Origin of the sequence: Chryseobacterium sp. BIGb0232 (assembly GCF_024810195.1) — a bacterium.
GTDB lineage: Bacteria > Bacteroidota > Bacteroidia > Flavobacteriales > Weeksellaceae > Chryseobacterium > Chryseobacterium pennae.
Map to the genome: position 1 here is coordinate 34,161 of NZ_JANUEH010000004.1, position 24,048 is coordinate 58,208.

The window sequence follows — 24,048 nt, forward strand, 5'->3', positions numbered from 1 at the left end:
AAAATACCTCAAAGCAATGCTTTGAGGTATTTTCGTTTAAACAATAAATAAAATAATTATTTTGTAAGTTTCGTTGTTGGAAGAGCAACAGTTCCCGGATCTTTCCATAATCCATCTTTTTCTGCTCTCTTTTTAATAGCCTGAGCTCTTTTTTCACTGTCAGGGTGAGAGTTGAACATTTTTTCAAAACCGGTTTGCGTACTTCCTTGTGACAATAATGCTAATTTCTTGAAAGCAGTATATGCACCTACTACGTCATATTTATTAGCTTTCATAAAGTCATAAGAATAAGTATCTGCTTCAGATTCCTGTTTTTTACTGTGAGAAGCATCTAAAAATTCATTGGCCATCTTTCCGATTTGGCTGTCATTAAGAGTCGCTACTGTTCCGGAAGCAGATGAAGCGGCATCTAATGCTGCTGCTTTTAAATAAGCAGATTTCATAGCATCTTTCGTATCCTGATTTTTAACGTGACCGATTTCGTGACCAATTACAGCCAACAACTCGTTATCTGTCATAATATCCATCAAAGAAGAGAATACACGTACGCTTCCGTCTGCACAAGCAAAAGCATTGATATCTTTCACTTTATACACTTTATAGTTCAAATTCAGACCGTCTTGTGTTTTGTGTTTTCCAAACAGTTTATTCAGTCTTACTGTATAAGGATCTTTTGGCCCTGCTACAGCATTGTTCTTATCCATCCAATCTACAGATTCTTTGGATAATTTAATGGCATCTTCGTTGGTAAACGTTAAAGCTTTTGCACCCTTTGAAACAACCCCGGCAGCTTTTCCGAGATTAAATTGTGCATTGATAGAATTCATTGCGCCTAGAAAAGTAAGGCATACGATAATTTTTTTCATAGTCATTTTAAATTTGGAGCACGAAGGTAATCAATTTTTAACAATTATTAAGTCAAAACTTCATTCTCGATCCCATCAAAATGCTATTTTTTTTCCTTATTTTTGTGAACATGAGTCAAAAATGGATTTACAAGCCCGAACCCGATGAGGAAATTGTGGACGGACTAAGTTCGTCGCTTGGTTTTGGAACTTTTGAATCTAAACTTCTCGTTCTAAGAGGAATTGACAATTATCAGAAGGCGAGAGAATTTTTCAAACCCAACCTTAACGATATACACAGTCCGTTTTTAATGGCAGATATGCAAAAAGCTGTAGAGCGTATTGCCACTGCAATTGAAAATGGCGAAAAAATATTGGTATATGGCGACTATGATGTGGATGGAACCACGGCTGTTGCCTTAATGTACCTGTACCTCAGCAAAATTGTTGAGAAAAAATACCTGGACTACTATATTCCGGACAGAAATTCTGAAGGATATGGAATTTCTACGGAGGGAATTGATTTTGCCAAAGAGAATGGCTTTTCATTAATCATTGCTTTAGACTGCGGTATTAAAGCCATTGATATGATTAACTATGCTTCCAGCCTGGAAATAGATTTTATTATCTGTGATCACCACCTTCCCGGTGAAGAGATTCCTAATGCGGCTGCAGTTCTTGATCCTAAAAGAAATGACTGCCGATATCCGTTCAAGGAACTTTCAGGATGTGGTGTGGGCTTTAAGCTTTGCCAGGGTCTGAATACGATCTATAAGCTTCCGGATGCTGAATTATTTGAGCTAACGGATCTTTTGGCTATCTCCATTGCTGCAGATATCGTTTCGATGACCGGTGAAAACAGGGTTCTTGCGAAAATGGGATTGAAAACCCTCAGAAAAACAAGAAATCTTGGACTAAGATTATTAATCCCGGAGGATAAGCTGTCTCATTTCGAAATTTCAAATATTGTTTTTGAAATTGCTCCTAAAATAAATGCTGCAGGAAGAATTTCCCATGGAAAAGCCGCTGTGGAACTTATGGTTTCTGAAAACCTGAAACATGCCAACCAGATCGTGGGAGACATCATGAACCTCAACGATGAAAGGCGTGAACTGGACATGAACTCTACTCTTTCGGCTCTGAATCAGATTATAGAATCTCAGCAGGAAACCAAACATACAACCATTGTTTATCATCCTGAGTGGAACAAAGGTGTTATCGGAATTGTAGCTTCAAGGCTTATTGAAACCTATTATAAACCTACGCTGGTATTTACAGACGGAAATAATGGTGAAATGGTTGCTTCAGCAAGATCTGTTTCAGATTTTGATGTTCATGAAGCTCTTGATTTGTGCTCTGAATATTTCCTTAAATTCGGAGGGCATCATGCTGCTGCAGGACTTTCAATGGAGAAAGATAAGTTTGAAGCATTTAAAGTAAAGTTTGAACAAATTGTTTCTGAAAAAATTCAGGACCATCAGAAAGAACCATCTATATCAATTGATACTGAAATTACCGTTGACGAAATTAACAGAGAGTTCATCAATTTTCATAGAAAACTGGCTCCCTTCGGTCCTCACAATATGAAGCCTATCTTTACACTGACCAATCAAAAGCTTTCCGGTTATGTTAAAACGATGGGTAAAGACAACAATCATCTGAAGTTTTATATCAAACAGGAATCTACAGGACGAAATATTGAATGTGTTGGTTTTAAACTCGGGCAGTTTGTAGAGGATTTTAAAAATAAAAATTTCGATCTTGCTTTTACACTGGAAGAAAATCACTGGAAAGGCAATGTAACTCACTATCTTAATATAAAAGATGTAAAGTTTAGGGATTAGGTAAGTATCATTTAAATATGATCACCTATAACCTTTTATCTGACAAATATGAAAAAAATTGGTCTATTCTTCGGATCTTTTAACCCGATTCACATTGGGCATCTTATTTTAGCTAATTATATTCTGGAAAATTCGGATATGGATGAACTATGGTTCGTAGTGAGTCCGCAAAATCCGTTTAAGGACAAAAAGTCTTTACTGAAAGATCATAACAGATTGGATATGGTACAGCTGGCGGTGAAGAATTATTCTAATATGCGGGCTTCCAATGTGGAGTTTTCGCTCCCGAAACCGAGTTATACTATTGATACACTTACTTATCTTCATGAAAAGTACCCGGACTATTCTTTTAGCCTGATTATGGGTGAGGATAATCTGGATAGCCTGCACAAGTGGAAAAATTCTGAAGCCCTGATCAAAAATCATCATATCATTGTTTATCCAAGAGTATTTGAAGGAGAAAAGAAAGATTCTGAATACCTTCAGCATGAAAATATCTCTATGATAAAAGCACCTGTAATAGAACTTTCTGCTACAGAAATCCGTAATATGCTCAAGGAAGGTAAGAATGTAAGACCTATGTTGCCGCCTGAAGTTTTTGAATATTTGGATGGAAGTAACTTTTATAAGTAATTTTGCAAAACCAGAACATTAGAGGGCAAAAATGAGAAGTCAGAGAAAGTCTCTTACTTTTTAGCTTTCAATTTATCCTTATAGAAATGGACTTCATCGAAAAATTCTTCTTCAAATATTCTCAGGAAAAACTCATCAAATGGTTTAAACAGATTTGTCTTGCAGAGGCTATTTCATGTGTTTTATTGTATTGTGTTGCTATGATCTGGATTCGATATGATGAAAATCTGTATTCTATTATTTTTATCAGCGTTGTGGGTAGTTTACACGGATTATTTTTTACACTTTATCTTTTACTTTGCATTCCTGCAAGAAAAATTTACAACTGGGATGATGAAGATTTTGTATTCGCTTTATTAGCTGCTTTTTTCCCCTTTGCTACGGTATGGGTAGATAAAAAACTGGCTCAATTCGACAGAGAATAAATTTATTTTTCATAAAATTTCACATTTTACTGTAACAAAATTATTGTTACAGTTGTCTTATTATACAGAAAGGTCAAGCAATCAATTTTTAAATATAAATTTTTAGTCACTGAAAATCAATCAATTAATATTGGTTAAAATTATTTTCAAGTACTTTGTATTGCATAATACTAAATTTATTACATATCTTTGTAATGTTAAATAACAAACCATACAAGCTATTAATTAAAAAATAATAATCATGAAAACTCAAATTCTTATTGCAGCTCTATTCTTCAGCGGACTGGTTTCCGCTCAACAGAAAAAAGATAGTTTGAAAGTAAATGCTATTGAGTCAGTCAATATCAAGAAACAGGTTTTCAAAAAACAGGGAGACCGTCTTGTTTACGATGTAGCAGCTTCCCCTATTGCTAAAGGCACTAATACGTTTAACCTTTTAAAGCAAACTCCTATGATTTCAAGCATTGATGGTAAAACGCTAAAGATTCTTGGAAAGTCTGATGCTGTTATTTACATCAATAATAAAAAGACCAATATGGATTCTGAAGCATTGATTGAAATGCTGAAGTCTACTCCATCAGAAGATATCCAGAAAATTGAAGTGATTACAGTTCCGGGAAGTGAATTTCAGGTGGAATCTAAGGAAGGGGTCATCAATATTGTGATGAAGAAGAACAAAAATAATGGCTATAATGGAACTTTGAAAATGCAGAATGAGCAGGCCTATTACAACAATCCGTCAGCAGGGGCTTCTTTTAATTTCAGACAGGGAAAATGGTCAGGAAATTCTAATTTCAGAATGGGAAGCTGGACTGAAAGACAAAGATATACGCTTTCCAACGGAGACCCAACTTTCAGAAATGAATCTTATGGTTCTAATGATGATCCTAACAAAAACTTTGGCGGTGGATTTAATGTTGATTATGAAATCAGTAAGAATCAAAGTTTGGGATTATCTTATAATATGAGATATAATAAGAGTTTCAACTCTATTCTTGATATGACGAACTGGCAAAATGGGATATTAATGGACAGAACTGTTAATCATGAAGACGCCCAAACCAGAAATCACTCTTTCAATTTAAATTATGAAATAAAAACTGACTCACTGGGAAGTAAACTGACTTCTAATGTTTCTTATCTGTGGTTTAACAGAGATAAAGCAAGCTTCAATGAAAGCATCCCTTTCGGTATAGACCCTTCCAGTGAAGACTATAAAAAGAGATACTCTGCTTTGCAACAATCTGTACCTCAAATCATCAACAATTATGCAGCTAATATAGACTATCTTAAAAAGACATCCAAAGGAGCAACCTGGTTAATGGGGGTGAGTTATAATTATACAAATACAGATAATGATACCAGACAGGACAAATTAATTGATGGTGAATTTGTAATGGATTCTAAGCAAACCAATCATTTCATTTATAAAGAAAATATTCTGGGTATTTACCTTAATTATGAAAGAAAGCTGACTGAAAAATTATCCGGAAAAATAGGAGCCCGTTATGAAATGACCAGAAGTACAGGGGATATTCTTGGAAAAACAGGATTCGAAAGAAATTATAACAACCTGCTTCCTTATCTGAATCTAAACTATGCCATCAATTCAGATCATAACCTAAGCTACACGTTCTCCAGCAGAATCAGAAGACCAAGATTCTGGGAACTGAATCCTTCCAGAACATATTTTACTCCAACGAATTATACTCAGAATAACCCTTTTGTAATGGCTGCTAAATTTTATAATCAGGAGCTGAACTATATGTACAAAAATGCATTCTATGCCAATCTCAATTATACAATGGTTGATGATGCAGCAGCTTCTGACCTGCTTCCTTTACAGGGAATTTTAACAACTCCACAAACGGATAAAAACGGTAATATCATATATGGTCCAAATGGTGATATGCTTATGCAAAAAATAAAATTCCTGAGATATATAAGAACCAACTATGGGAAGAATAGAGAAATCAGCTTAACACTTGGGATGAACAAGTCCTGGTTTAAAGATATCTGGACCACTAACTATTCTGTGAATCTGGGATATATTGTTTACACAGGCGGGGTTTGGCAGGATCCAACTTCTCAGCTAGGTCCATATGAATCTGAAGAACTGGAGCCTTATATTGTGGATGTTAAAAACTACAATATGTCTGCAACCCTCAACAATATTATTCGTCTTTCATCTAAAAAAGACTGGTTTTTAGGAGTTAATTACTATTTCGGAAGTAAAGTAGCTATGGAAGGCGGTACAATAGGAGTAAGACAAAGCTTAGATATCAATGTTAAAAAAATTATAGGCGACTGGACCGTTGTTGCAGAAGTTAATGACTTATTTAACCAGAGCTTTTACAGCGTGAATGGTATACAGCCTAATGGAAAATACAATAATATAACCAACTTCAACTATCCGCGAGTATTTAGCATTGGAGTAACCTACAACTTCGGAAATCAGAAACTGAAAAAAGCAAGGGAAATGAAATCAGCGAATGATGCTGTAAAATCAAGAACCTAATCTATAAAAACTTACCTCATTTAACCACTCTTAAAATAACAAACATGAAACGTATACTTTTGTCAATAGCAGTCATATTCGGAACTTGTGCTTTTGCTCAGGAAAAGAAATCTGACTCGACAAAAACTAAAAATATAGAAGGTGTTACCATCACGAAACAGATTTTCAAAAAACAAAGTGACCGTCTGGTATATGATGTAGCTTCTTCTCCTATAGCGAAAGGAAATACAACTTTCGATATTCTGAAACAGACTCCCTTATTGTCTTCAACAGATGACAAAACATTAAAAATTGCAGGGAAAAATAATGTATTAATCTATATCAACGGAAGAAAATCCAATATGGATGCAGAGTCTTTGGCTCAGTTCCTGAAAAATACACCGGCAGAAAACATTCAGAAAATTGAAGTGATTACGGTTCCGGGAAGTGAATATCAGGTGGAATCTTCTGACGGGATCATCAATATCGTTTTAAAGAAGAAAATGAGTGACGGTCTTAACGGAAACATGAGATTCTCCAATACCCAAGGAAAATACAATGGCAGCCAGGCAAGTTTCTCAGCTAATTACAGAAAAGACAAACTGGGAATAAGTGCCAGCCTCAGCGGCGGTGAGAATATTGAGGCTCAGACCTACACTTTGAAAAACAGCAGTGAGGGGGCATCCAATGAATCCACCGGTAATATTGATGATCCAAATAAAAACATTGGTGGCTACCTGAATGTAGATTATCAATTGAATGATAAAAGCAACTTAGCATTATCCTGGAACACTTGGGCCAATAAAAGTTATAATTCAACAGTAGCTCTGTTCAATACTATTATTAATCAAAAAGACGAACCCAGGTATACCTGGTCCAAAAACAAAGAAGATGCAAGAAGTTATAATAACTCGCTCAATTTAAATTATGAATTAAAAACGGATTCTCTAGGAAGTAAGCTGAATATAAACGCAGCATACCTGAATTATAAAAGATTCCAGTCTATAAATAATATGACCTACAATTCCAATATCAACAGAGAGGTATTGGGTGAAAGCACACAATTACTACAGAACCTGCCACAGATTATCAACAATTTCTCAGGAATGGCTGATTATATTCAGAAGTTTAAAAATGATCTGACCATTTCTGTAGGTGGAAATTATAATAAAACCAAAACAGACAATGATACTAAAAACGATACTTATTTCATTGACCCTGCAAAGCCAACAAAGTCAGCACCTAACCATTTTATCTACGATGAAAACATCTATGGTTTCTACGTGACAGCTGAAAAGAAGTTTTCTGATAAAATTTCCGGAAAAATAGGGGCCCGATATGAGATTACCAACAGTTTAGGAACTTCGGATAATCCACCTCCAGATGCAGAAGCTCTTAAAAGGATAGAAAGAAACTACAGCAATTTTCTTCCTTATCTGAGCTTTAACTATGCCATTAATGATAAGAACAATCTCTCTTATTCATTTTCAAGCAGAATGAGAAGACCTAGTTTTTGGGAACTCAATCCGGTTGTGAATAAACTAACAGATGATAACTATACTCAAAACAACCCGTTTGTAAAGGCTTCCTCTACATATAATCAGGAGCTGATGTATATGTATAAAAACTCCTACTTTGTAGTTTTAAATCATTCTTATATTAAAGATGCTATCACCCAGGTTCCTCTACAGGGATATCCAGAAAAGCCTAATGGGGATACTGGTAAAAATCTTGCCTTAAGATATATCAGAACCAATTTTGGAGATAAGCAGGAAATGTCTGCCATGATAGGAGTCCAAAAATCATTCTTTAAACAGTATTGGACGACCAACTTCAGCATAGGTGTTCAACATAACAGAAACAACGGAAGTCTGGATATGGATCCCACTACAGGAGACCGATTCAAAAATGAATCTGGGCAGTACGTCACCTATGTCAATGATATAAATTCTACCAGTCTATTGATTCAGACCAACAATACTATCCGTCTTGATAAAGCGAAAACATGGTTCCTTGGAGTGAATTTCTTCTATATAGACAAACAGCAGATAGAACTGGGTATGCTACGCGGATTATCAAGTTTAGATCTTAGCATAAAGAAAAACTGGAACGACTGGACCTTTGCCGTGAATGTAAATGATGTTTTAAGAACCAATATTGTGGTAATTGACGATTATCAAAGCAATGGAAATTATAACTATATTCATCAGAATCAGTATAAAAGAACCTTAACAGTAAGCCTTACTTACAATTTCGGAAATAAAAAACTGAAAAAGGTAAGAGATATTGAAGGGGCTTCAGATTCTATCAAGAGCAGAACAAGATAAACTATCTTTCTTCATATATATTCAATCAAATTATTTTGTATCTAAACCTGTTGATTCTTCAGCAGGTTTTTTATCTTTAGTTGTATGAAAAAGAGTTTACGATTCATTATCTGCTTGGTCTTCTTTTTACTGACTGCATGTAAAGAAAACAAAATCAGTATTGGAAACAATATAAGCTTTAGTAAAGAGAAAGATATTCGTTATGGAAAAGGCCCTGAGCAGGTTATGGACCTTTATATTCCTGATAAAAAACTCACCGGAGAACGTAAAGTCTTTATCATAATTCATGGTGGAGGCTGGCGTGGTGGAGATAAATCTCAGCTTACCTTATTCACATTTTCCCTGATGCAGAGATTTCCCGACCATATTTTTGTGAATATGAATTATAGACTCGCCTCTGCAATGCAATACGGAATTCCCAATCAAACAGATGATATTAAAAGCGTTACTGCGTTTCTCAAAGACAGATTAAGATACAGACCTAAGTTGATTCTTCTGGGAAACAGCGCTGGTGGGCATTTATCCATGCTTTATGCTTATCATTCTGATATTGATAAAGAGGTAAAAGCGGTGATCAATATTGTAGGTCCTGCTGATCTTTCAGATGCTGGTTTTAAAAACTATGAAGAATATTCTTTTGTGGAAAAACATTTAGTTGACCCTAAAACTTTACCAACCGGAACCTCAGCAATTAATTTTGCAAGCCCAGTGCATTGGATTACCTCCACTTCTTCCCCTACCCTTTCCTACTATGGAAAAACAGACCGTGTTATTCCTTTAAGCCAAAGTAAAATACTGGATTCGGTTTTGAGTAAAAATAATGTCATCCATGAATCTTATGAATTCAATGGCGGACATCTGGATTGGGATAAGCAGCCTAATAATTTTTTTCTTATTAATAAAATTGAAACGTTTCTAAAACATATTGATAAAAAATAAACGCTCTGAAAATTCTCAAAGCGTTTATTTTTTTAATATCCAACGACCTTTTTTGCTTCTGCAGCAGCGGCATTCAGAGTATTTATACATTTAGGAAAATCTTTCATATTATTTCTAAGATCCCAGAATGGCATCAGTACAACTACTGAAAAATCGGTTTCCGGATCATAAAGCATCATGGAAAGATATCCTTCAGTGGCACCATTATGTCCATATCCTACTCCCGGAATGTAGAAACACCCCAAAGAATAATTATGTTGTTCAGGAGTAGTTGCAGGGCCTTTATTGGTTCTCATTAGCTTAACACTTGAAGCATTAAGTACATTCTCTGCTTTCATTATGCTTCTGATATATTCAGAAAGCATTTTCATAGTTCCAATCCCGTTTCCTTCTCCTATATGAGCACTTGTATTTTTAAGATTGGTAAACTCGTCATGACTATCATATTTAATGAGTCCTTTCACATAAGGTGCAGGAAGCTGCTTATCTGAAGCAAGCTCCGGAAATTTGATTTTTAGCGGAACCTTTGTACCTGGACCAACAATATAATCATACATATAGTTACTGTATGTTTTGTTCATTCCAGCTTTTTGTGAATAAATCCTGGATATAATTTCACTCAGAATAGAGTATCCTGTATTTGAATAGTGATACACTGTATTGGGTGCACCATAGGTAAGGCTGTTTTTTGTTAAAATTTTCACGTATTCCGAAGTAGAAAACTGGTGATCCGGAAAATTATCAAGCATATACTCAGTATAAGTCTGTCCGTTTATATTATACTTTGAAGCATCATTCGTAATATCATATACTCCCGCATTATGTTGCAAAAGCTGCCGGATCGTTATCTGGCTTTTATTGGGGAAATTCCAATCTGCTCCGTCTGGAGTATAAGGAATATTCGTTCCGGGGATCATCTCTGTAATTTCATCATCCAGGTGCAGCCATCCGTCCTGCATCATTTTTAAAATAGCTGTAGAAGTAAAATTCTTTGTATTGCTTGCAAAACGGAAATAGGTATTTTCGTTAATCACAGTACCATTTGCTCCTGTTATGGTACTGAAAAGAGTTCCTTTTGGGGAAACTACGTAAACACTCAGTGAGGGAATAGAAGTCTTCAACTCTTTCTGAAGACTGTTGTGAATATTCCGAACAGCTTTATCCAGATTCGACTGGTAGTCCTGGTTTTCATTTTTCCCGCAACCTAAGGAAGCAAGCAGAAAAAGTGAAAATGAAATGATTTTAAGTTTTTTCATGGTATGTAGTTTGGTTTATTGTTTTAAAATTATTCAGATTTTACAATCTCTGTCCTTTCAGACATTCCATTGGTATTAAAAGCTTCGATCTGGAAATAATAGGCATCCGTTCTGTCTGCCCCGGTAAAAAAATACTCGTTCTTTTCATATACCATAATGCTTCCGTATAATTTATCAGGAGATTTTCCCCAGTAGATAACATATCCATCCGCTTCAGGGTTTTGCTGCCATTTCATCCATATACTTCTTCTTTCTCCATATTTTTTAGCATCAGCTCTGAGAGGAACAAATCCTTCTACTTTTTTTGGCTTTTCCCCTGCTCCTTTTCCGAATACCCTGAAACCGCTCAGTGCAAATTTTCCTGTGGGCATTTTAAGGTTTTCCATTTTAAGGAACCTTGCCGACACTGGTTTTTCAAGCTCAATATAATCATGAGGAACATCCTTTGTGTTTTTGCTTTTATCTACAATGACCTTCCATTTTTTCCCATCATTTGAACCATAGATTTTGTACTGATGCATTTTGCCTAAAGTCTTCCCCATAAACTCAGCATCCTGGTCTGCATAATTAATCTGGATGGCATTGATGGTGGATACTTCCCCAAGATCGGTCTGAAACCATTCTCCTGCATTTCCTGTTTTAGAACTCCAATAAGTCTTAATATCTTCATCTACGGCAAAATTGGGCTGATAACTTCCAAGGGTAGACGAAACCTGAACAGGTTTATTATAATTAAGTAACATCCATCCGGCAAAAAGACCTTTTGAAAAATCTTTCCCCTGTGCATACTGTGGTAAGTAAGTCGGGTAATCTCCATATGCTGTATTGGTATACATGACATCATCTTTATCGAATCCTGCAGGCCATATTCCCAGTCTTCTTTCAAAATTATTTTTCGTGGAAATAAAAATGGTTGAAACATGCCACCAGTTTTTATAATTATCTTCAAAGGTTGCTCCATGTCCGGCTCCTCGTGCAAATCCTCCCGGTTTATAAGAAAACGGATTGTGCTGCTGGTATTCGAAGCCTTCTAAAGGATGTTTACTTACATATACACCATCTGAATATCCGCTGAACTCAGTAGCCGGAGCGCCATACTGCATATAATATTTCCCATTGTGTTTGGTCATCCAAGCTCCTTCCACAAAGGGCTGAAGAAAAACATTATCATTATATTCCCCAAATCTTTCCCAGCCATGGTCTTCCGGTTTCAGTTTAATGATAGGCTTTACGAAGCCTTCAGACTGAAGGGTTTTAACTTTTACTTCTGTTCCCAATAAAGGCCATTCGTTACTGGATCCCCAGTACAGGTAGAGCTTATTTTTATCTTCATCATAATGGAATGCTGGATCCCAGGCACCTACTTTTAAGGTATCCACAGCAATTTTCCAGTCGTCTTTCGTAGGATCTGTACTTTTCCAGATCGGAAAATCCTGTTCCCAGGTAGAGCCATACACATACAATGTATCTTTCATTGCCCATACCGCCGGAGCGTTGAGATCATGAATATATTTATTATCCCTGAGAAATTTTCTTTTGATAAACTTCCAGTCCAGCATATTATCACTATACCAATACCCTTCCTGATTCGTAGAGAAAAGGAAAAGTTTATTTTTAAAATTGACAATAACCGGATCTGCTGTAGCACGGTGTTTTCCTTGTTTTGAAAAGACTTCAAAAGGAGTATAACCATAATCTATATTGATCGGATTACAGAATGTTTTCTGTTGTCCTCCCACAAATATTCCGAGGAAAATTGCTAAAGTTAAAAAGTATTGTCTCATTTTTAGATTTTAAAAATTCCAGACAAAGTTAGCTAACTTTTTTCGGTCTTCTCCAGATAAAACCATCTAACAGGTAGTGAGTAAGCTGCGGAACTACTAATAAGGGTACCAAAAACTGAAGCAGACTCTCTGAAACAGCCAGATCCATTGAAAAGTGTTCATTCCACACCAAGGTTTCCCATAAAAACTCTTCCAGTAAGGCTAAGCATAAAATAATGCCAACAAATAAAAAGATCCCTGAAAATGGTTTAAAAACCTGCATCCAGTTCAACTGACGATGATCCTTCTGTTTAATTTCACGGATATAGATCAGGGCAATATATGGAATCCCATGGGAAACTACATTCAGAAAAGTGAAAAGCAGATCATTATTAAAATATATGATTCCAAAATACCAGGATAAATAAGTTCCGGTAATCAATGCTGTTTTAGGAATATTGACCGTCTTAGTTTTAATGACTTCAACGATAGTTTTTATAATCCAAACCGTTACAATAAGAATATACAGAACCGTAATAACACCAATATAATCCGGTAAATTTTTAAGCCAGTCAAATTCATTATTAACAAACCAGGTAAAGGCACGTGGGGTTTTAAACCAATATAACATGGGAAAGACAGTAGCGGTATAGATCGCAACCTCATCTATTTTCTTACTCCAGTTATCCGGTTCAAAACGGGCATAGATCCTCATAAAACCATACTGCTGTCGGATAAAATGAAACACAGCAATGAGTGCCAGTACTGACCAGAACGTTAAAGCTCCAAATTGGAACAAAGCAATTCCCAAGCACCAGCTTATAACCGGTATGCCCAAATACAACAGCTTTCTCCTTTGTACTTCAGCTTTCACGAAATAGGTTTTAAACAAAGTGGAATACACATGTGCTACATCTACAAAAACAATCAGGAAAAGCCATGTATAAAAGGAATAATGATTCTCCAACCCCTGAATTTGCTTCTGAAAAAGAAAAATGATCAACAATACCAGAAATGGTGGGGATAAGATAAACCACCCGTCTGTTTTTGCATTATGTATCCAAGGTTGTTTCATCTGTGATAGTAATTTGTTTTTTAAAATCAATCAGCCTTGACAAGGCTATTTCTTTAGATTATATACCAATCATGGGGACTTAAAACATTTGTTGGGCTGTTCTTATTCCCTGATAGAAAGCTTCTTCAAAAATAGAAATTCCTGAAAGATCGGAATGGGCAAAAAATACTTTTCCTTCAATAGGCTCTTTGGCTGCTTTTGTATGTTCTCCAAAAATCTGATCCGGAACGGGAGCAATCATAGCATGGCCTATTTTATGAAACTGCATTTCCAAAATAAAATCTTCTATCAAAGGATGAGCTTTCTTCAGGTCCTCTAAAACTAAGTTTTTCAGTTCAGGTTCTTTCATAGAATACAGCTTCTTCCTTGCCTTTTTACAATCGTTTGTAGAGAAGCTTTTATAGTAAGTAATCACTTTCTCGCCGATGACCTGACTGATATTCTGATGCTGATCAAAAATATATCCTAAGCCGGATGATCCATAAATTACGTTATCCCAGGCAAGCTCTTCATCTCCTCCAAAATCATTTTTCAGGGTAATGGTTGTCAATAACCATGGAACATAATGGAATGGTGATGCTTTTCTGTTTTTAAATATTCTTTCATTGACAAACTGTGGAGTGGCTAATAAAACTTTATCAGCAATGATCTTTCTGGTCTTCTTCTGAACATTGTCAAAACTTAAAACTTCGACCTTATCATTGATCTCAATATCAAAAACTAAATTTTTAGTTAATATTTTATCTTTTGTATACTTTGAAAGATAATGAGTTAGCTTTGCATTTCCTTCCGGCCATGTGAATACCTGATCCTTATACTTTTTACTCCAATTGTTTTTCCTGCCGGCAAAATAATGAATTCCTGCCCAGGCTGAAACATAATCTATTCCTAAACCATAATCATCTCTGCAGGAATAATCCAACAGCCAGAGAAGTTCCTCCGATTTGAAATCATATTCTTGTAACCAATCTTTGAAAAGCATCTTTTCCAACTCCAGAACCTCATCTTCCCTGCTGGAATCATGAACAGGAATCGCAAACCAATAGTTTCCATGGATATCTTTCTTTTGGCGGAAACCATCCATCATTTTAAAGAAACGGTCAAGCTCTTGCTGTACCTCTGCAGAAATACCTTTTTGGGGAACAATATCATTCTGCCATGAGTTTTTATAGAACAGTCTTTCCTGTTGTGGAAAAGTCATCTGATACTCATCCAAAACAGGTTCTCCGTTCTCTTCTGTTCCCTGACAAATCCCAAATTCAGCAAGGAAGTCTATAATCTCAGTATTCTCTTTATTGGGTAGGGGCAGATAATGTGCTCCCAGCGGAAATTTTGAAAATGTGTTCTGCCCGTTGGAGGAATTTCCTCCCAAATGATCTTCCATTTCCAGTAAAAGATAATCATTTTCACCATGCTGACTGAAAAACCTGCAGGCAGAAAGCCCCGAGATCCCTCCACCTACCACGAGATACTTAATGTGGATAACTTCTGAAAATTGTGGAAAATCCTTTGCCCATAGCTTATGCCCTAAAACATGGTTGGTGCCCGTGATTTTCAACAACAGAGATTTCACCTTCTTTCCACAATATTGCAGAAATGGAAGCATCAGTCCGCCCAACATTACTGTTTTCAGGAAGTCTTTTCTACTGAACTTTCCCCCACTCTTCATCAAAATAACGGACTAATATCTGGTTATCCAGACGGTTAACTTCTACTTCATTCACTTTCATATCTTTGTTGAAGTAAGATATTTGTGAAAAATCATAATCATAGTATTTCAGATTGGGAAGCCTTCTGTAGATCTTATTCTTCACCGGCTCAAATGAGGCCATTGAAAAACCCCATTCTCCAAAAGACGGAACATATGTATGATATGCTGAAGTAAAAGGAAAAATCTGATTAAGCGTTTTCTCTATGCACCAAAATGATTTAGGGGCAAAATAAGGAGAGGTAGTTTGTACTACAATTTTAGTATCCGGAGTAGTCAATCTTTCAAGCTCTTTATAAAACTGCAGAGAATACAGTTTTCCTAAGCTGTAATTGGACGGATCCGGAAAGTCAATAATGATGACATTAAACTTCTTTTTATTTTCTTTTACCCAGATATAAGCATCTTTGTTGATCACTTCCACCTTTGGATTAGACAAAGAACTTTGATTCAGTCTTCGCATGGTTTCATTGGTTTTGAAGAAATCAGTCATTTCGCCATCCAAATCAACGAGCTGAATCTTTTTCACCTCTTTATATTTCAGAACCTCACGTACTGCAAAACCGTCACCGCCGCCCAAAATTAATACATTATCAATATTTTTAGCCATCGACATTGCCGGATGTACCAATGCTTCATGATAACGGTACTCATCAGTTGAGGAAAACTGCAGGTTATTGTTCAAATACAGCCTGAATTCACGATTGTTTCTTGTTAAAACAATTCTCTGATAGGGAGAACTTTTTGTATATACAATATTTTCCCCATAAAGTTTCTCCTCCGAGTAAGACAAAATCGTATCTGAAAAAATGAAAAGCCCAACCAATAAGATAAATGCAGCAATTGATTTTATTTTTAATGAGAAAGGTTTTGATAATTCTTTTTTAAGATAAAAGCATAAAAATATGGCAATGGAAATATTAATTAACCCGAAGAACAAAGGTGTTTTTACAATGCCCAGCTGCGGAATCAAAACCAAAGGAAAAAGAATAGATGCAAGTAAAGCCCCAATATAATCAAAGGCAAATACATTTGAAACTAAATCTTTAAACTGAACCTTATCTTTCAGAATATTCATTAAAAGTGGAATTTCCACACCTACCAAACATCCTGTGAAAAAGACAAAGAGATATAGAACACTTTCAAAATGGGCCAGGGTATTAAACAATACAAACAGTACTACTGAACTGACTCCGCCAACAATTCCTACCAGTATTTCAATCTCTACGAATTTATCGATAAGATTCCCCTTAATGAATTTAGCCAGATAGGAACCTACTCCCATAGAAAACAGGTAGACCCCAATGATAAAGGAAAACTGCTTTACCGAGTCTCCTAAAAGATAGCTTGCCAACGCTCCCGCCACCAATTCATAAATCAATCCGCATGTAGCAATAACAAATACCGAAAACAGTAAAAGCAGCTCAAGAGGAATCCTCTTTTTATCCATGAATCGCTGCGCTTATAATCATTGAAATTCCGATGATAAAAGCCCCGAAAACAATAGCCAGTGCTATATTTTTATTTTGAGCAATCTCATGCCATGTTTTTTCAGGAGTCAATTTCTCTATGATAAAATAACATACCAGTAAGATGGCAATTCCTAAAAATGAATAAAGAACTGAATTGAATATAGGTAATACATTCATGTTGTCCATAGTTTTTAATTTTTATTTGTGATAGTATCTGTAAAATCCTGTTCGGGAATGGCTTTTTGTGGTTCCGTCGCGATATTTTTCTGTTTTTACACAGTCGCAGAATTGGTTTCCTGTAAATGTAAGGTAAACGAACCAGCCCATAAAAAATCCTCCGATGGTAAACAGCAGCCAGTTGCTTTTGATATAATTAATTACTCTTTCCATAGTTTAATTATTGGAATAGGGTGAATTGGAACTATGACTCCATTTGCCTGATTCAAAAATACGTTTCATCCAGGAGATTACTACGGCAAATATGATGAGACAGGCCAACACAATTCCAAAGTTCCAGAAGGAAACCGGCAGCCAGCTTGCTTTAATATTTACAGAAGGATTTCTTTCATAGTTTCCAGGATAACCATATTCCTGAGGCATATTGGTAAGGATAGAATCTAATTTTCCTGTTTCTTTCATATTATTCTGAAGGCCGGTTCTCAGTATAATATCATTGGCAAGAATACCTCTTTCGCCATAGGTACTGATGGTTTGGTCTTTATCATTTTTGAGAAAGAAGCTTCCCGCATCGTTTTTAATAATAGAAAAATCTGCATTCTCCGGCCTGTAGCCAGATTTAAACAGGTCTTTTGTACCACCTTCTTTTTCTGCTGAGATCAGAAAATGATAAGTTCCTCCAGGAATACCGCACAGATTAAAGTCTTCAGTAGTACTTCCTTCGCTCCAGCTTTCTCCTCCTTCAAATCCGGAATATTTTTCAATATCCTTGGAAGCATAAATTACTTCGTTGGTTTTTTCATTTACAAGGCCGAGGCCTACATTCGCCCAGGAGTTATCCACATCAGAAAATACATGTACTTTTAACGGGGCAGATCCGCCTGAAAGGGTAAAGCTTTTACTTACCATCTCCTTATCAGTAACATCTGCAAAGTTGACACCCTGCTCAAAGACGGTCTGATTACTTCTTGAGGTTACCACATATAACTGCAAGATACAGATCAATAAAGCTGTAATTGCCATAATATTGGTACATTGTTTAACATTAAAGAGAAACGGCTGAACAATTCCTGTTCCAGAGCGGTAAGGCATATCTGTTATACCGAATGCTTTTTTAATTTCACCCCTTGAAATATGATTTCCTTTGAAAAACTGTACTGCTTTTCCATATTCTTCGCGGGAGATCATTTCTGTACCGTTTACATATTCTTTATAGTACGCTAACCCAGACTGTAATTTTTCTTCAAAAAAACCGGCAGCAGCATGAACGTTACAGGGTGTGGTTTCATACCATCTGTATTTCTTACCATCTGCTTCAGCATAATATTGGAATTCTTTAAAGGCAAAATCTACAGGACGAAGGAAAACCCAGTGGCCGTCACTTTCACTCAGATACACATTGTTTCCGGCACGGTCTTTCAGAGCATATTCCCGCCAAAAGGTATCTGAACCATATTTTTTAATAACAATATTAATTATCCAGTACTCCTTACCATATAGCAAACCCTTGCGACCCACTTCCAGGACAACATTTTCTACAGGCTTTTTAACAATCTTTCTCTTGACAGACTGTCCTATTGTAATGAGATTATTACAATGGCTGCAGATAAATTCTTCAATGGAAAAATCTATGGCCAGATCATTATTATGAGTTCGGCAAACGGGACATATATGATCCATTTCTATCTGTAAATTTTGTGTTTCTGAATGGTATTAGCTTTAAAATACTGAACAACCTCATCCGCAATCTGCTCTACTTTTGCGGTATTATCCTGAGTATAATTACAAAGGAAAACATCGAAAGTAAGCTGTTTAAATTCCGGCCATGTATGAATACAGAGATGTGATTCTTTAAGGCAGACTGCCGAAGTGAAACTCTGATTTTCAAATACATGATTGGTAATTCCTACAATCTCTACTTCTTTTGTTTTGAGAATACGTTCTGTAAAAGCAAGAAAACCTGTGCTGTCTAATAACAAATCTTCTGACTCTGTTTCCAAAGTCAGAAGAATATGTAAACCTTTATTTGATAATGGGTTCAATTAATTTTTTCGTAAATATATTATTTTTTTGGAAGAAAAACCTCTGCCAGCATACATCTTGCACTTCCTCCTCCGTTTACCTCAATGGTATTTAAATCTGAATAAATAATTTCACAATATTTTTCAATGGCAGCTACCTGTTCCTGATTTAACGATTGATAAGCTGTCTGACTCATGACAAGGAATTTTTCTCCATCTTTATTCTGAACCTGAAGCATATTTCCAGCAAACTGCTGCATTTGATCTTCTGAAATTTCAACGATTTCTTTTCCTGAATTCTTGATGGTTTCAATCACCTTTTCTCTTTCCAATTCATCATCAATACAATCAAGGCAGATCACTACAAATTTATCTGCCACGCACATCATGACATTGGTGTGATAGATAGGTAGTCTTTCTGTACCCACAGTCTGATAAGAATGGAAAACAACCGGTGTAAAGTCATACTTTTCACAGAATTCTCTGAATAGGTTTTCGTCTAACCTCAAAGAGACAGATCCGTATGCAATCTTATTATCGTGATCGAAGATCATACTTCCCGTTCCTTCCAGGAAATGACCCTGAGTTTCAGGAAATGACCAGTCATCAACTTCAGAGACTTCAAATCCCTGGTCCTTGATGCTTTCAATAATATCATCTCTTCTCTCCACTCTTCTGTTGGAAGCGAACATCGGGTATAAAACCACTTTTCCGTCTTTGTGGAAACTTACCCAGTTATTTGGGAAAATAGAATCCGGGGTATGAGGATCCAATGTATCTTTAATAGTAATTACATTGATCCCTTTTTCTCTCAGTTTCCCAACGAAGGTATTGAATTCTGCCAAAGCTTTTGACTGAATATCAGAACCTGTCTGTTCTACCTGAAAGTAATTATTTTTCGCAGTTTCTGCGTTGTAACCGAATGCAATCGGTTCTATCATTAATACTGTATCTGTTGTTTGCATGTTTTTTTGAATTAAAAAATTAAAAGATTCTCTCTCACTATAACTCTACAACTCAACTATTCTCTTACAAGCGGCATTGTAGAGCATCTCAACAGACCACCCATTTTAGAGATTTCTCTGTATGGGATTTCCTCTACGGTCATTCCCCATTCGTTTCTTAAATGGTTGTTCATTCTTGTGAATGCTTTGTCTGAAACGACAACATCCGGAGAAATAGAAAAAATATTAGGGAACATTTCAAACATTTCTTCATCATTGATGTGGAAGCAGTTTTCTTCTCCGAAAATATCGATGATCAGGCGGTAATCGCTTTCGTCAACAAATCCGTTTTTGTAGATGATACATTTGTCTTCTCCCACCGGATTGAAAGTACAGTCCAGATGTAAGATTCCCTCAAACGGAATTTTATCATTTTTCTTCAGTTCAAGATCAATGATTCTTTTCTTGGGGAAGTATTCTTTTAAAATTTCAATGGCATACTCGTTGGTTCTTGCCGTTTTATAGTTTCTGTAATCTTCGCTGAAACAGGTTCCGATGAAAATAAAATCATTCCATACGATTACATCGCCACCTTCAATATGTGCTGTTTCCGGAAGATTGATAATTTTTCTCCAGGCCACTTTTTCAAAAACGCTTTTGTATGCTTCCTGTTCATCTGCTCTGTCTGCAATCACATTTGAAATGATCATTTTATCATCAATTACAAATGCTACATCTCTTGAAAAGACCTGATTATAATCTTGGATAATGCTTGGGCGTAATACTTCAACGTCATACTTTTTTAATACCGCTTCAAAAGCGTTCATTTCATTGATAATATCCTCTTCTTTAGGATAAATGTTGTGTTCAATTGAGTAATATGACTTAGCGTCATAACTTTCCTCTAGCGTGGGAACGGCTCCCAATGAATTAGGCTGGCCCAGAACTACTGATCTCAGCCTGCCCGTTTCGTTTTTAATGTTTAGTCTCATAAAGATTTATGCAATACTACAAATATAAGTAAAGGTCTCTATCTAGAAAACTTTTGGATTATTTTATACCTGAATTTCGGCCTCCGCAAGAACCTCCTTTCAGCGAAATTTACCCCCTATTCAACAAACCGCAGTATAAAGTATAAAAGAACATCTATAAACTACTATATTTCATCTACATAAGGACCAAAAAATAGATTTTTTTATAATTTAATTTCCTACATTAGTGATATAATTATCGCGAAATTATATATATTAAAATTAACTATTAACATCAAAAACAAAGTTATGAACAAGAACATTCAAGTGCTGAAAAAGGCACAAAAATTAGGTAGAGACCAACAAAAATCAGTAATCGGAGGAGCAATACCAGGCAGAAGATGTTGTGAGTGGGATGATGTCACTGGAAAATGTTTCATCTGGACATGTGACAGATGTATGTGCCCATAAAATATCCTAGGCCGTTTCTACAAAATGCAGAGGCGGCTTTTTAATACTTTATCATCAATCTGCTTTTGGAAAAGATATTTATACGAGACTCTTTATTTTTCTTTTTTGAGTATAAAATATCCTCATTATTTTATGAAAAAAAACATTACAACCTCATCTAAAAAGATACAAAATTCTATATTTCATATACATAATGATAAATTTTTCTTTTTTAAATAAAATAAATTCCTATATTAGTGATATAATTTCCGTGAAATTATATTGTTTACAAATTAACTATTAACATCAAAAAATCAAAATCATGAACAAGAACAATTCAGTGCTTAAAAACGCGCAAAAATTAGGAAGAGAGCAACAAAAATCAGTAACCGGAGGAATTGGCCCTACTAAGCCAAGATACTGCTGTGAATGGAATGACGACGGTAGCTGCAGAATCTGGACATGTGGTAACTGCGTTTGCCCTTAATAAAAATAATAAACCTGCTTTTCCAAGCAGGTTTTCTTTTATCTTGCTCTGTTTTCTTCCTCTGTTCTCTGAGATTCTTTTGCCTGATATTTTGAGCCTCCAAAGCTATAGCTCAGTGAAAAATAGAAACGACTGTTATCCCACCAATGCCTAAACTGATTGTCCATAATCTGTTTATGCCTGAACTCTAACTGCTGATCATAGGTATCAAAAATATTATTATAGCCGATCTTTGTGTTCAGCTTATTATCAAGCCAGGATTTTTGAATGGATAGATCTATGCTATACCGTGGTTTGATAATATAAAGACTGTTTCCGGTTTTAGATTCATAATTAGCAAATAGATTAACAGTGTATCCTTTGGGTAAAGTAAATACCTGGTTTAGCCTGATTTCATAGTTATAAATCCCCAGTGTAAAAACCTGATCAAGATAAGGTCTGAACTCATAATTGTAATATCCTGAAATCTGGCTTGTCATATTCCACCATTTTGTAATTTTCACAGGAAAACTTGTTTCCAGGACTACAAAATTACGGTATGGAAGATTGGCTCCAAGATATTCCAATACATTGGTTTTCGGATTATATATAGGATAGCGGGCCATCACATCTTTTTCTTTTCCTATTGTAAAACTTGTGATCCAATTTTTGTATCGATAAGTTGCTTTGATCTGGCTTGTAAAAGAAGGCTGCAGATAAGGGTTTCCTATTGAGTAATTCAAAGGACTGAAGTAATACCGAAATGGATTAAGCTGTGAAAAAACAGGCCTTGTTATTTTTCTGCTATAGGATAGTGAAAGTTCATTAGATTTATTAAATGTATAGTTTGCACTGAAAGATGGTAGCCATTCCAGATAATTTCTTGAAACAATAGAATCTAAAGTAACAGCATCAGAAACACTATTTGTATTTTCAAGCCTTAATCCTGCATTGATCTGAAGTTTTCCAAATTTTTGTTTATAGGCTAAATACCCTGCCAATACTTTCTCTTTGTAGGAAAACAGATTACTTCTATCAGGATCGAATGCAAACTGGTTATTCACAGATAAAGTATCATACCTGATATTGTTGTTGGTATCAGACTGGCTATATTTAAGTCCTGCCTCTACTTCTGCTTCTCCTATTTTTTGAGAGGCATCAATCTGCCCTGTATAAATATCTATCTTATTAACAAGATCAGATTTCCAATAGGACAATACCTCAGAAGAAGCTTTGTCTCTGTTAATAAAATCATCTTTCTGCTTGTTTTTCACGGAGAGATAATTACCTAAAAAATTTATTTTAAATCCTTTATTTTGAAAAGAATAATCAGTGGTAATCCCGTAATTGTTCTGGGAATAGTGCATTGGATTTTCATTTCTGGTATTAAAAACAAGCTGTTTTTCACTTTTATCAGTAGTATATAATGAACCTAAGCGCATCCGGTCAATCTCCCTGGAACTGCCCCTTAGGTTCAGCCTTAGCCTGTTTTTATCATTCAATCTAAAATCTGCTCCTGCCTGAATGTTGTACACATTTACCTGATCCTCCTGATAGGTTCTGGTCCTCATAACATTGGTATTAGCCAGCCGTTGTAGGGCATTGTATTGATAAAATGAGATTCCATCGTTATATCCTCCCTGAAAACTGTATGCTACTTTTTCTGTGTTATAAGTAAGATTCAGAGTATTCTCCCGGGAGTTGAACTTATATGCATACAGATTCCCATTATAATTTCCTTTCCAACCCAGATCGGTATTCTTTTTCAGCTTAATGTCAATAATTCCTTTAAACTCTGCATCATATTTTGAAGATGGATTGGTGTTTACTTCAAGAGATTCTACCATTTCCGGTGATAAAGACCGTAAATAAGCCTGCAACTCCTGATTACTCATTACAATAGGTTTGCCATCAATGAATATGGCGGGAGTCACTCTTCCTCCAATAAAGATTCCTTCTTCCTGATCGATAGTTACTCCTGGTGTTTTTCTTAAAACATCAAGCAGATGGGTGGAAGTCTTAAAGTCTTTATTTCCGGAAACAGCCACCGTCAAATTTCCGTCATTCAATTTGACGCTTCGTGGGGCGGCTTGGATAACAACTTCTGAAATATTTGTTGTTGAAGACTTTTGCCGAGCCAGAGAATCCGATTCATTATTTCCCGTGGCTTTCTGTGCCTTTCCAAAAATTGGTAGAAATAGTAATAACAGAAAGAGCCATAATTTGATCATCATA

20 protein-coding genes are annotated in these 24,048 nt (G+C 35.8%); 7 read left to right on the top strand and 13 right to left on the bottom strand.

Features of this window, described 5'->3' with window-relative positions:
• Nucleotides 1-56: 56 nt before the first annotated feature.
• Nucleotides 57-866 (bottom strand): M48 family metallopeptidase, encoded by an 810-nt coding sequence (locus M2372_RS11640; protein WP_115973462.1) that lies wholly within the window; start codon nt 864-866, stop codon nt 57-59.
• 110 nt (nt 867-976) lie between these two features.
• On the opposite strand from M2372_RS11640, the gene recJ reads away from it, so the two are divergent.
• The 6 genes from recJ (at nt 977) to M2372_RS11670 (ending at nt 9,510) form a co-directional block, all read left to right on the top strand.
• Nucleotides 977-2,689: a single-stranded-DNA-specific exonuclease RecJ gene (recJ, locus tag M2372_RS11645; RefSeq protein WP_115973446.1), complete on the top strand. Its 1,713-nt coding sequence runs from the start codon at nt 977-979 to the stop codon at nt 2,687-2,689.
• Nucleotides 2,690-2,737: 48 nt separating this feature from the next.
• Nucleotides 2,738-3,322: a nicotinate (nicotinamide) nucleotide adenylyltransferase gene (nadD, locus tag M2372_RS11650; RefSeq protein WP_123320583.1), complete on the top strand. Its 585-nt coding sequence runs from the start codon at nt 2,738-2,740 to the stop codon at nt 3,320-3,322.
• Between the two features lie 86 nt (nt 3,323-3,408).
• Nucleotides 3,409-3,747 (top strand): DUF3817 domain-containing protein, encoded by a 339-nt coding sequence (locus M2372_RS11655; protein ID WP_123320582.1) that lies wholly within the window; start codon nt 3,409-3,411, stop codon nt 3,745-3,747.
• 241 nt (nt 3,748-3,988) lie between these two features.
• Nucleotides 3,989-6,265, top strand: coding sequence for an outer membrane beta-barrel family protein (locus M2372_RS11660; RefSeq protein ID WP_123320581.1), 2,277 nt, complete (start codon nt 3,989-3,991; stop codon nt 6,263-6,265).
• Between the two features lie 44 nt (nt 6,266-6,309).
• Complete coding sequence (locus M2372_RS11665; protein WP_123320580.1) at nt 6,310-8,571, top strand: TonB-dependent receptor domain-containing protein; 2,262 nt, start codon at nt 6,310-6,312, stop codon at nt 8,569-8,571.
• 84 nt (nt 8,572-8,655) lie between these two features.
• Nucleotides 8,656-9,510 carry an alpha/beta hydrolase gene (locus tag M2372_RS11670; RefSeq protein WP_123320579.1) on the top strand — a complete coding sequence of 285 codons (855 nt, stop codon included), beginning with the start codon at nt 8,656-8,658 and terminating at the stop codon, nt 9,508-9,510.
• A 32-nt stretch (nt 9,511-9,542) separates the two neighbouring features.
• Here the strand turns inward: M2372_RS11670 and M2372_RS11675 are convergent, their stop codons facing one another.
• From M2372_RS11675 to M2372_RS11725, 11 genes are all read right to left on the bottom strand, one after another.
• A complete protein-coding gene (locus tag M2372_RS11675; RefSeq protein WP_123320578.1) occupies nt 9,543-10,766 on the bottom strand; it encodes a serine hydrolase in 1,224 nt (407 codons plus the stop codon).
• A gap of 29 nt (nt 10,767-10,795) precedes the next feature.
• Nucleotides 10,796-12,550, bottom strand: a complete 1,755-nt coding sequence (locus M2372_RS11680; protein ID WP_123320577.1) for a discoidin domain-containing protein — start codon at nt 12,548-12,550, stop codon at nt 10,796-10,798.
• Between the two features lie 28 nt (nt 12,551-12,578).
• Complete coding sequence (locus tag M2372_RS11685) at nt 12,579-13,604, bottom strand: hypothetical protein (protein WP_123320576.1); 1,026 nt, start codon at nt 13,602-13,604, stop codon at nt 12,579-12,581.
• A gap of 79 nt (nt 13,605-13,683) precedes the next feature.
• Nucleotides 13,684-15,273 carry an NAD(P)/FAD-dependent oxidoreductase gene (locus tag M2372_RS11690; protein WP_123320575.1) on the bottom strand — a complete coding sequence of 530 codons (1,590 nt, stop codon included), beginning with the start codon at nt 15,271-15,273 and terminating at the stop codon, nt 13,684-13,686.
• On the bottom strand, nt 15,248-16,762 hold the full coding sequence (locus M2372_RS11695) for a polyamine aminopropyltransferase (protein ID WP_123320574.1): 1,515 nt from the start codon (nt 16,760-16,762) through the stop codon (nt 15,248-15,250). The genes M2372_RS11690 and M2372_RS11695 overlap by 26 nt, the downstream gene beginning before the upstream one ends.
• Complete coding sequence (locus tag M2372_RS11700; RefSeq protein WP_115973435.1) at nt 16,755-16,970, bottom strand: DUF350 domain-containing protein; 216 nt, start codon at nt 16,968-16,970, stop codon at nt 16,755-16,757. The genes M2372_RS11695 and M2372_RS11700 overlap by 8 nt, the downstream gene beginning before the upstream one ends.
• A gap of 12 nt (nt 16,971-16,982) precedes the next feature.
• Entirely contained in the window at nt 16,983-17,174 is a 192-nt protein-coding gene (locus tag M2372_RS11705; RefSeq protein WP_115973434.1) for a hypothetical protein, read from the bottom strand.
• A 3-nt stretch (nt 17,175-17,177) separates the two neighbouring features.
• The gene (locus M2372_RS11710; protein ID WP_123320573.1) at nt 17,178-18,641 is read right to left on the bottom strand and encodes a DUF4178 domain-containing protein; all 1,464 of its coding nucleotides are present in this window, start codon (nt 18,639-18,641) and stop codon (nt 17,178-17,180) included.
• Nucleotides 18,642-18,643: 2 nt separating this feature from the next.
• Nucleotides 18,644-19,003, bottom strand: coding sequence for an S-adenosylmethionine decarboxylase family protein (locus M2372_RS11715; protein ID WP_115973432.1), 360 nt, complete (start codon nt 19,001-19,003; stop codon nt 18,644-18,646).
• A gap of 20 nt (nt 19,004-19,023) precedes the next feature.
• Nucleotides 19,024-19,947 (bottom strand): citrulline utilization hydrolase CtlX, encoded by a 924-nt coding sequence (gene ctlX / locus M2372_RS11720; protein ID WP_123320572.1) that lies wholly within the window; start codon nt 19,945-19,947, stop codon nt 19,024-19,026.
• A 56-nt stretch (nt 19,948-20,003) separates the two neighbouring features.
• Nucleotides 20,004-20,918, bottom strand: coding sequence for a dimethylarginine dimethylaminohydrolase family protein (locus M2372_RS11725; RefSeq protein WP_123320571.1), 915 nt, complete (start codon nt 20,916-20,918; stop codon nt 20,004-20,006).
• 751 nt (nt 20,919-21,669) lie between these two features.
• On the opposite strand from M2372_RS11725, the gene M2372_RS11730 reads away from it, so the two are divergent.
• Nucleotides 21,670-21,834 carry a hypothetical protein gene (locus M2372_RS11730; protein ID WP_165852311.1) on the top strand — a complete coding sequence of 55 codons (165 nt, stop codon included), beginning with the start codon at nt 21,670-21,672 and terminating at the stop codon, nt 21,832-21,834.
• Between the two features lie 38 nt (nt 21,835-21,872).
• Here M2372_RS11730 and M2372_RS11735 read toward each other — a convergent pair whose 3' ends face one another.
• A complete protein-coding gene (locus tag M2372_RS11735) occupies nt 21,873-24,047 on the bottom strand; it encodes a TonB-dependent receptor domain-containing protein (RefSeq protein WP_123320570.1) in 2,175 nt (724 codons plus the stop codon).
• Nucleotide 24,048 lies beyond the last annotated feature (1 nt).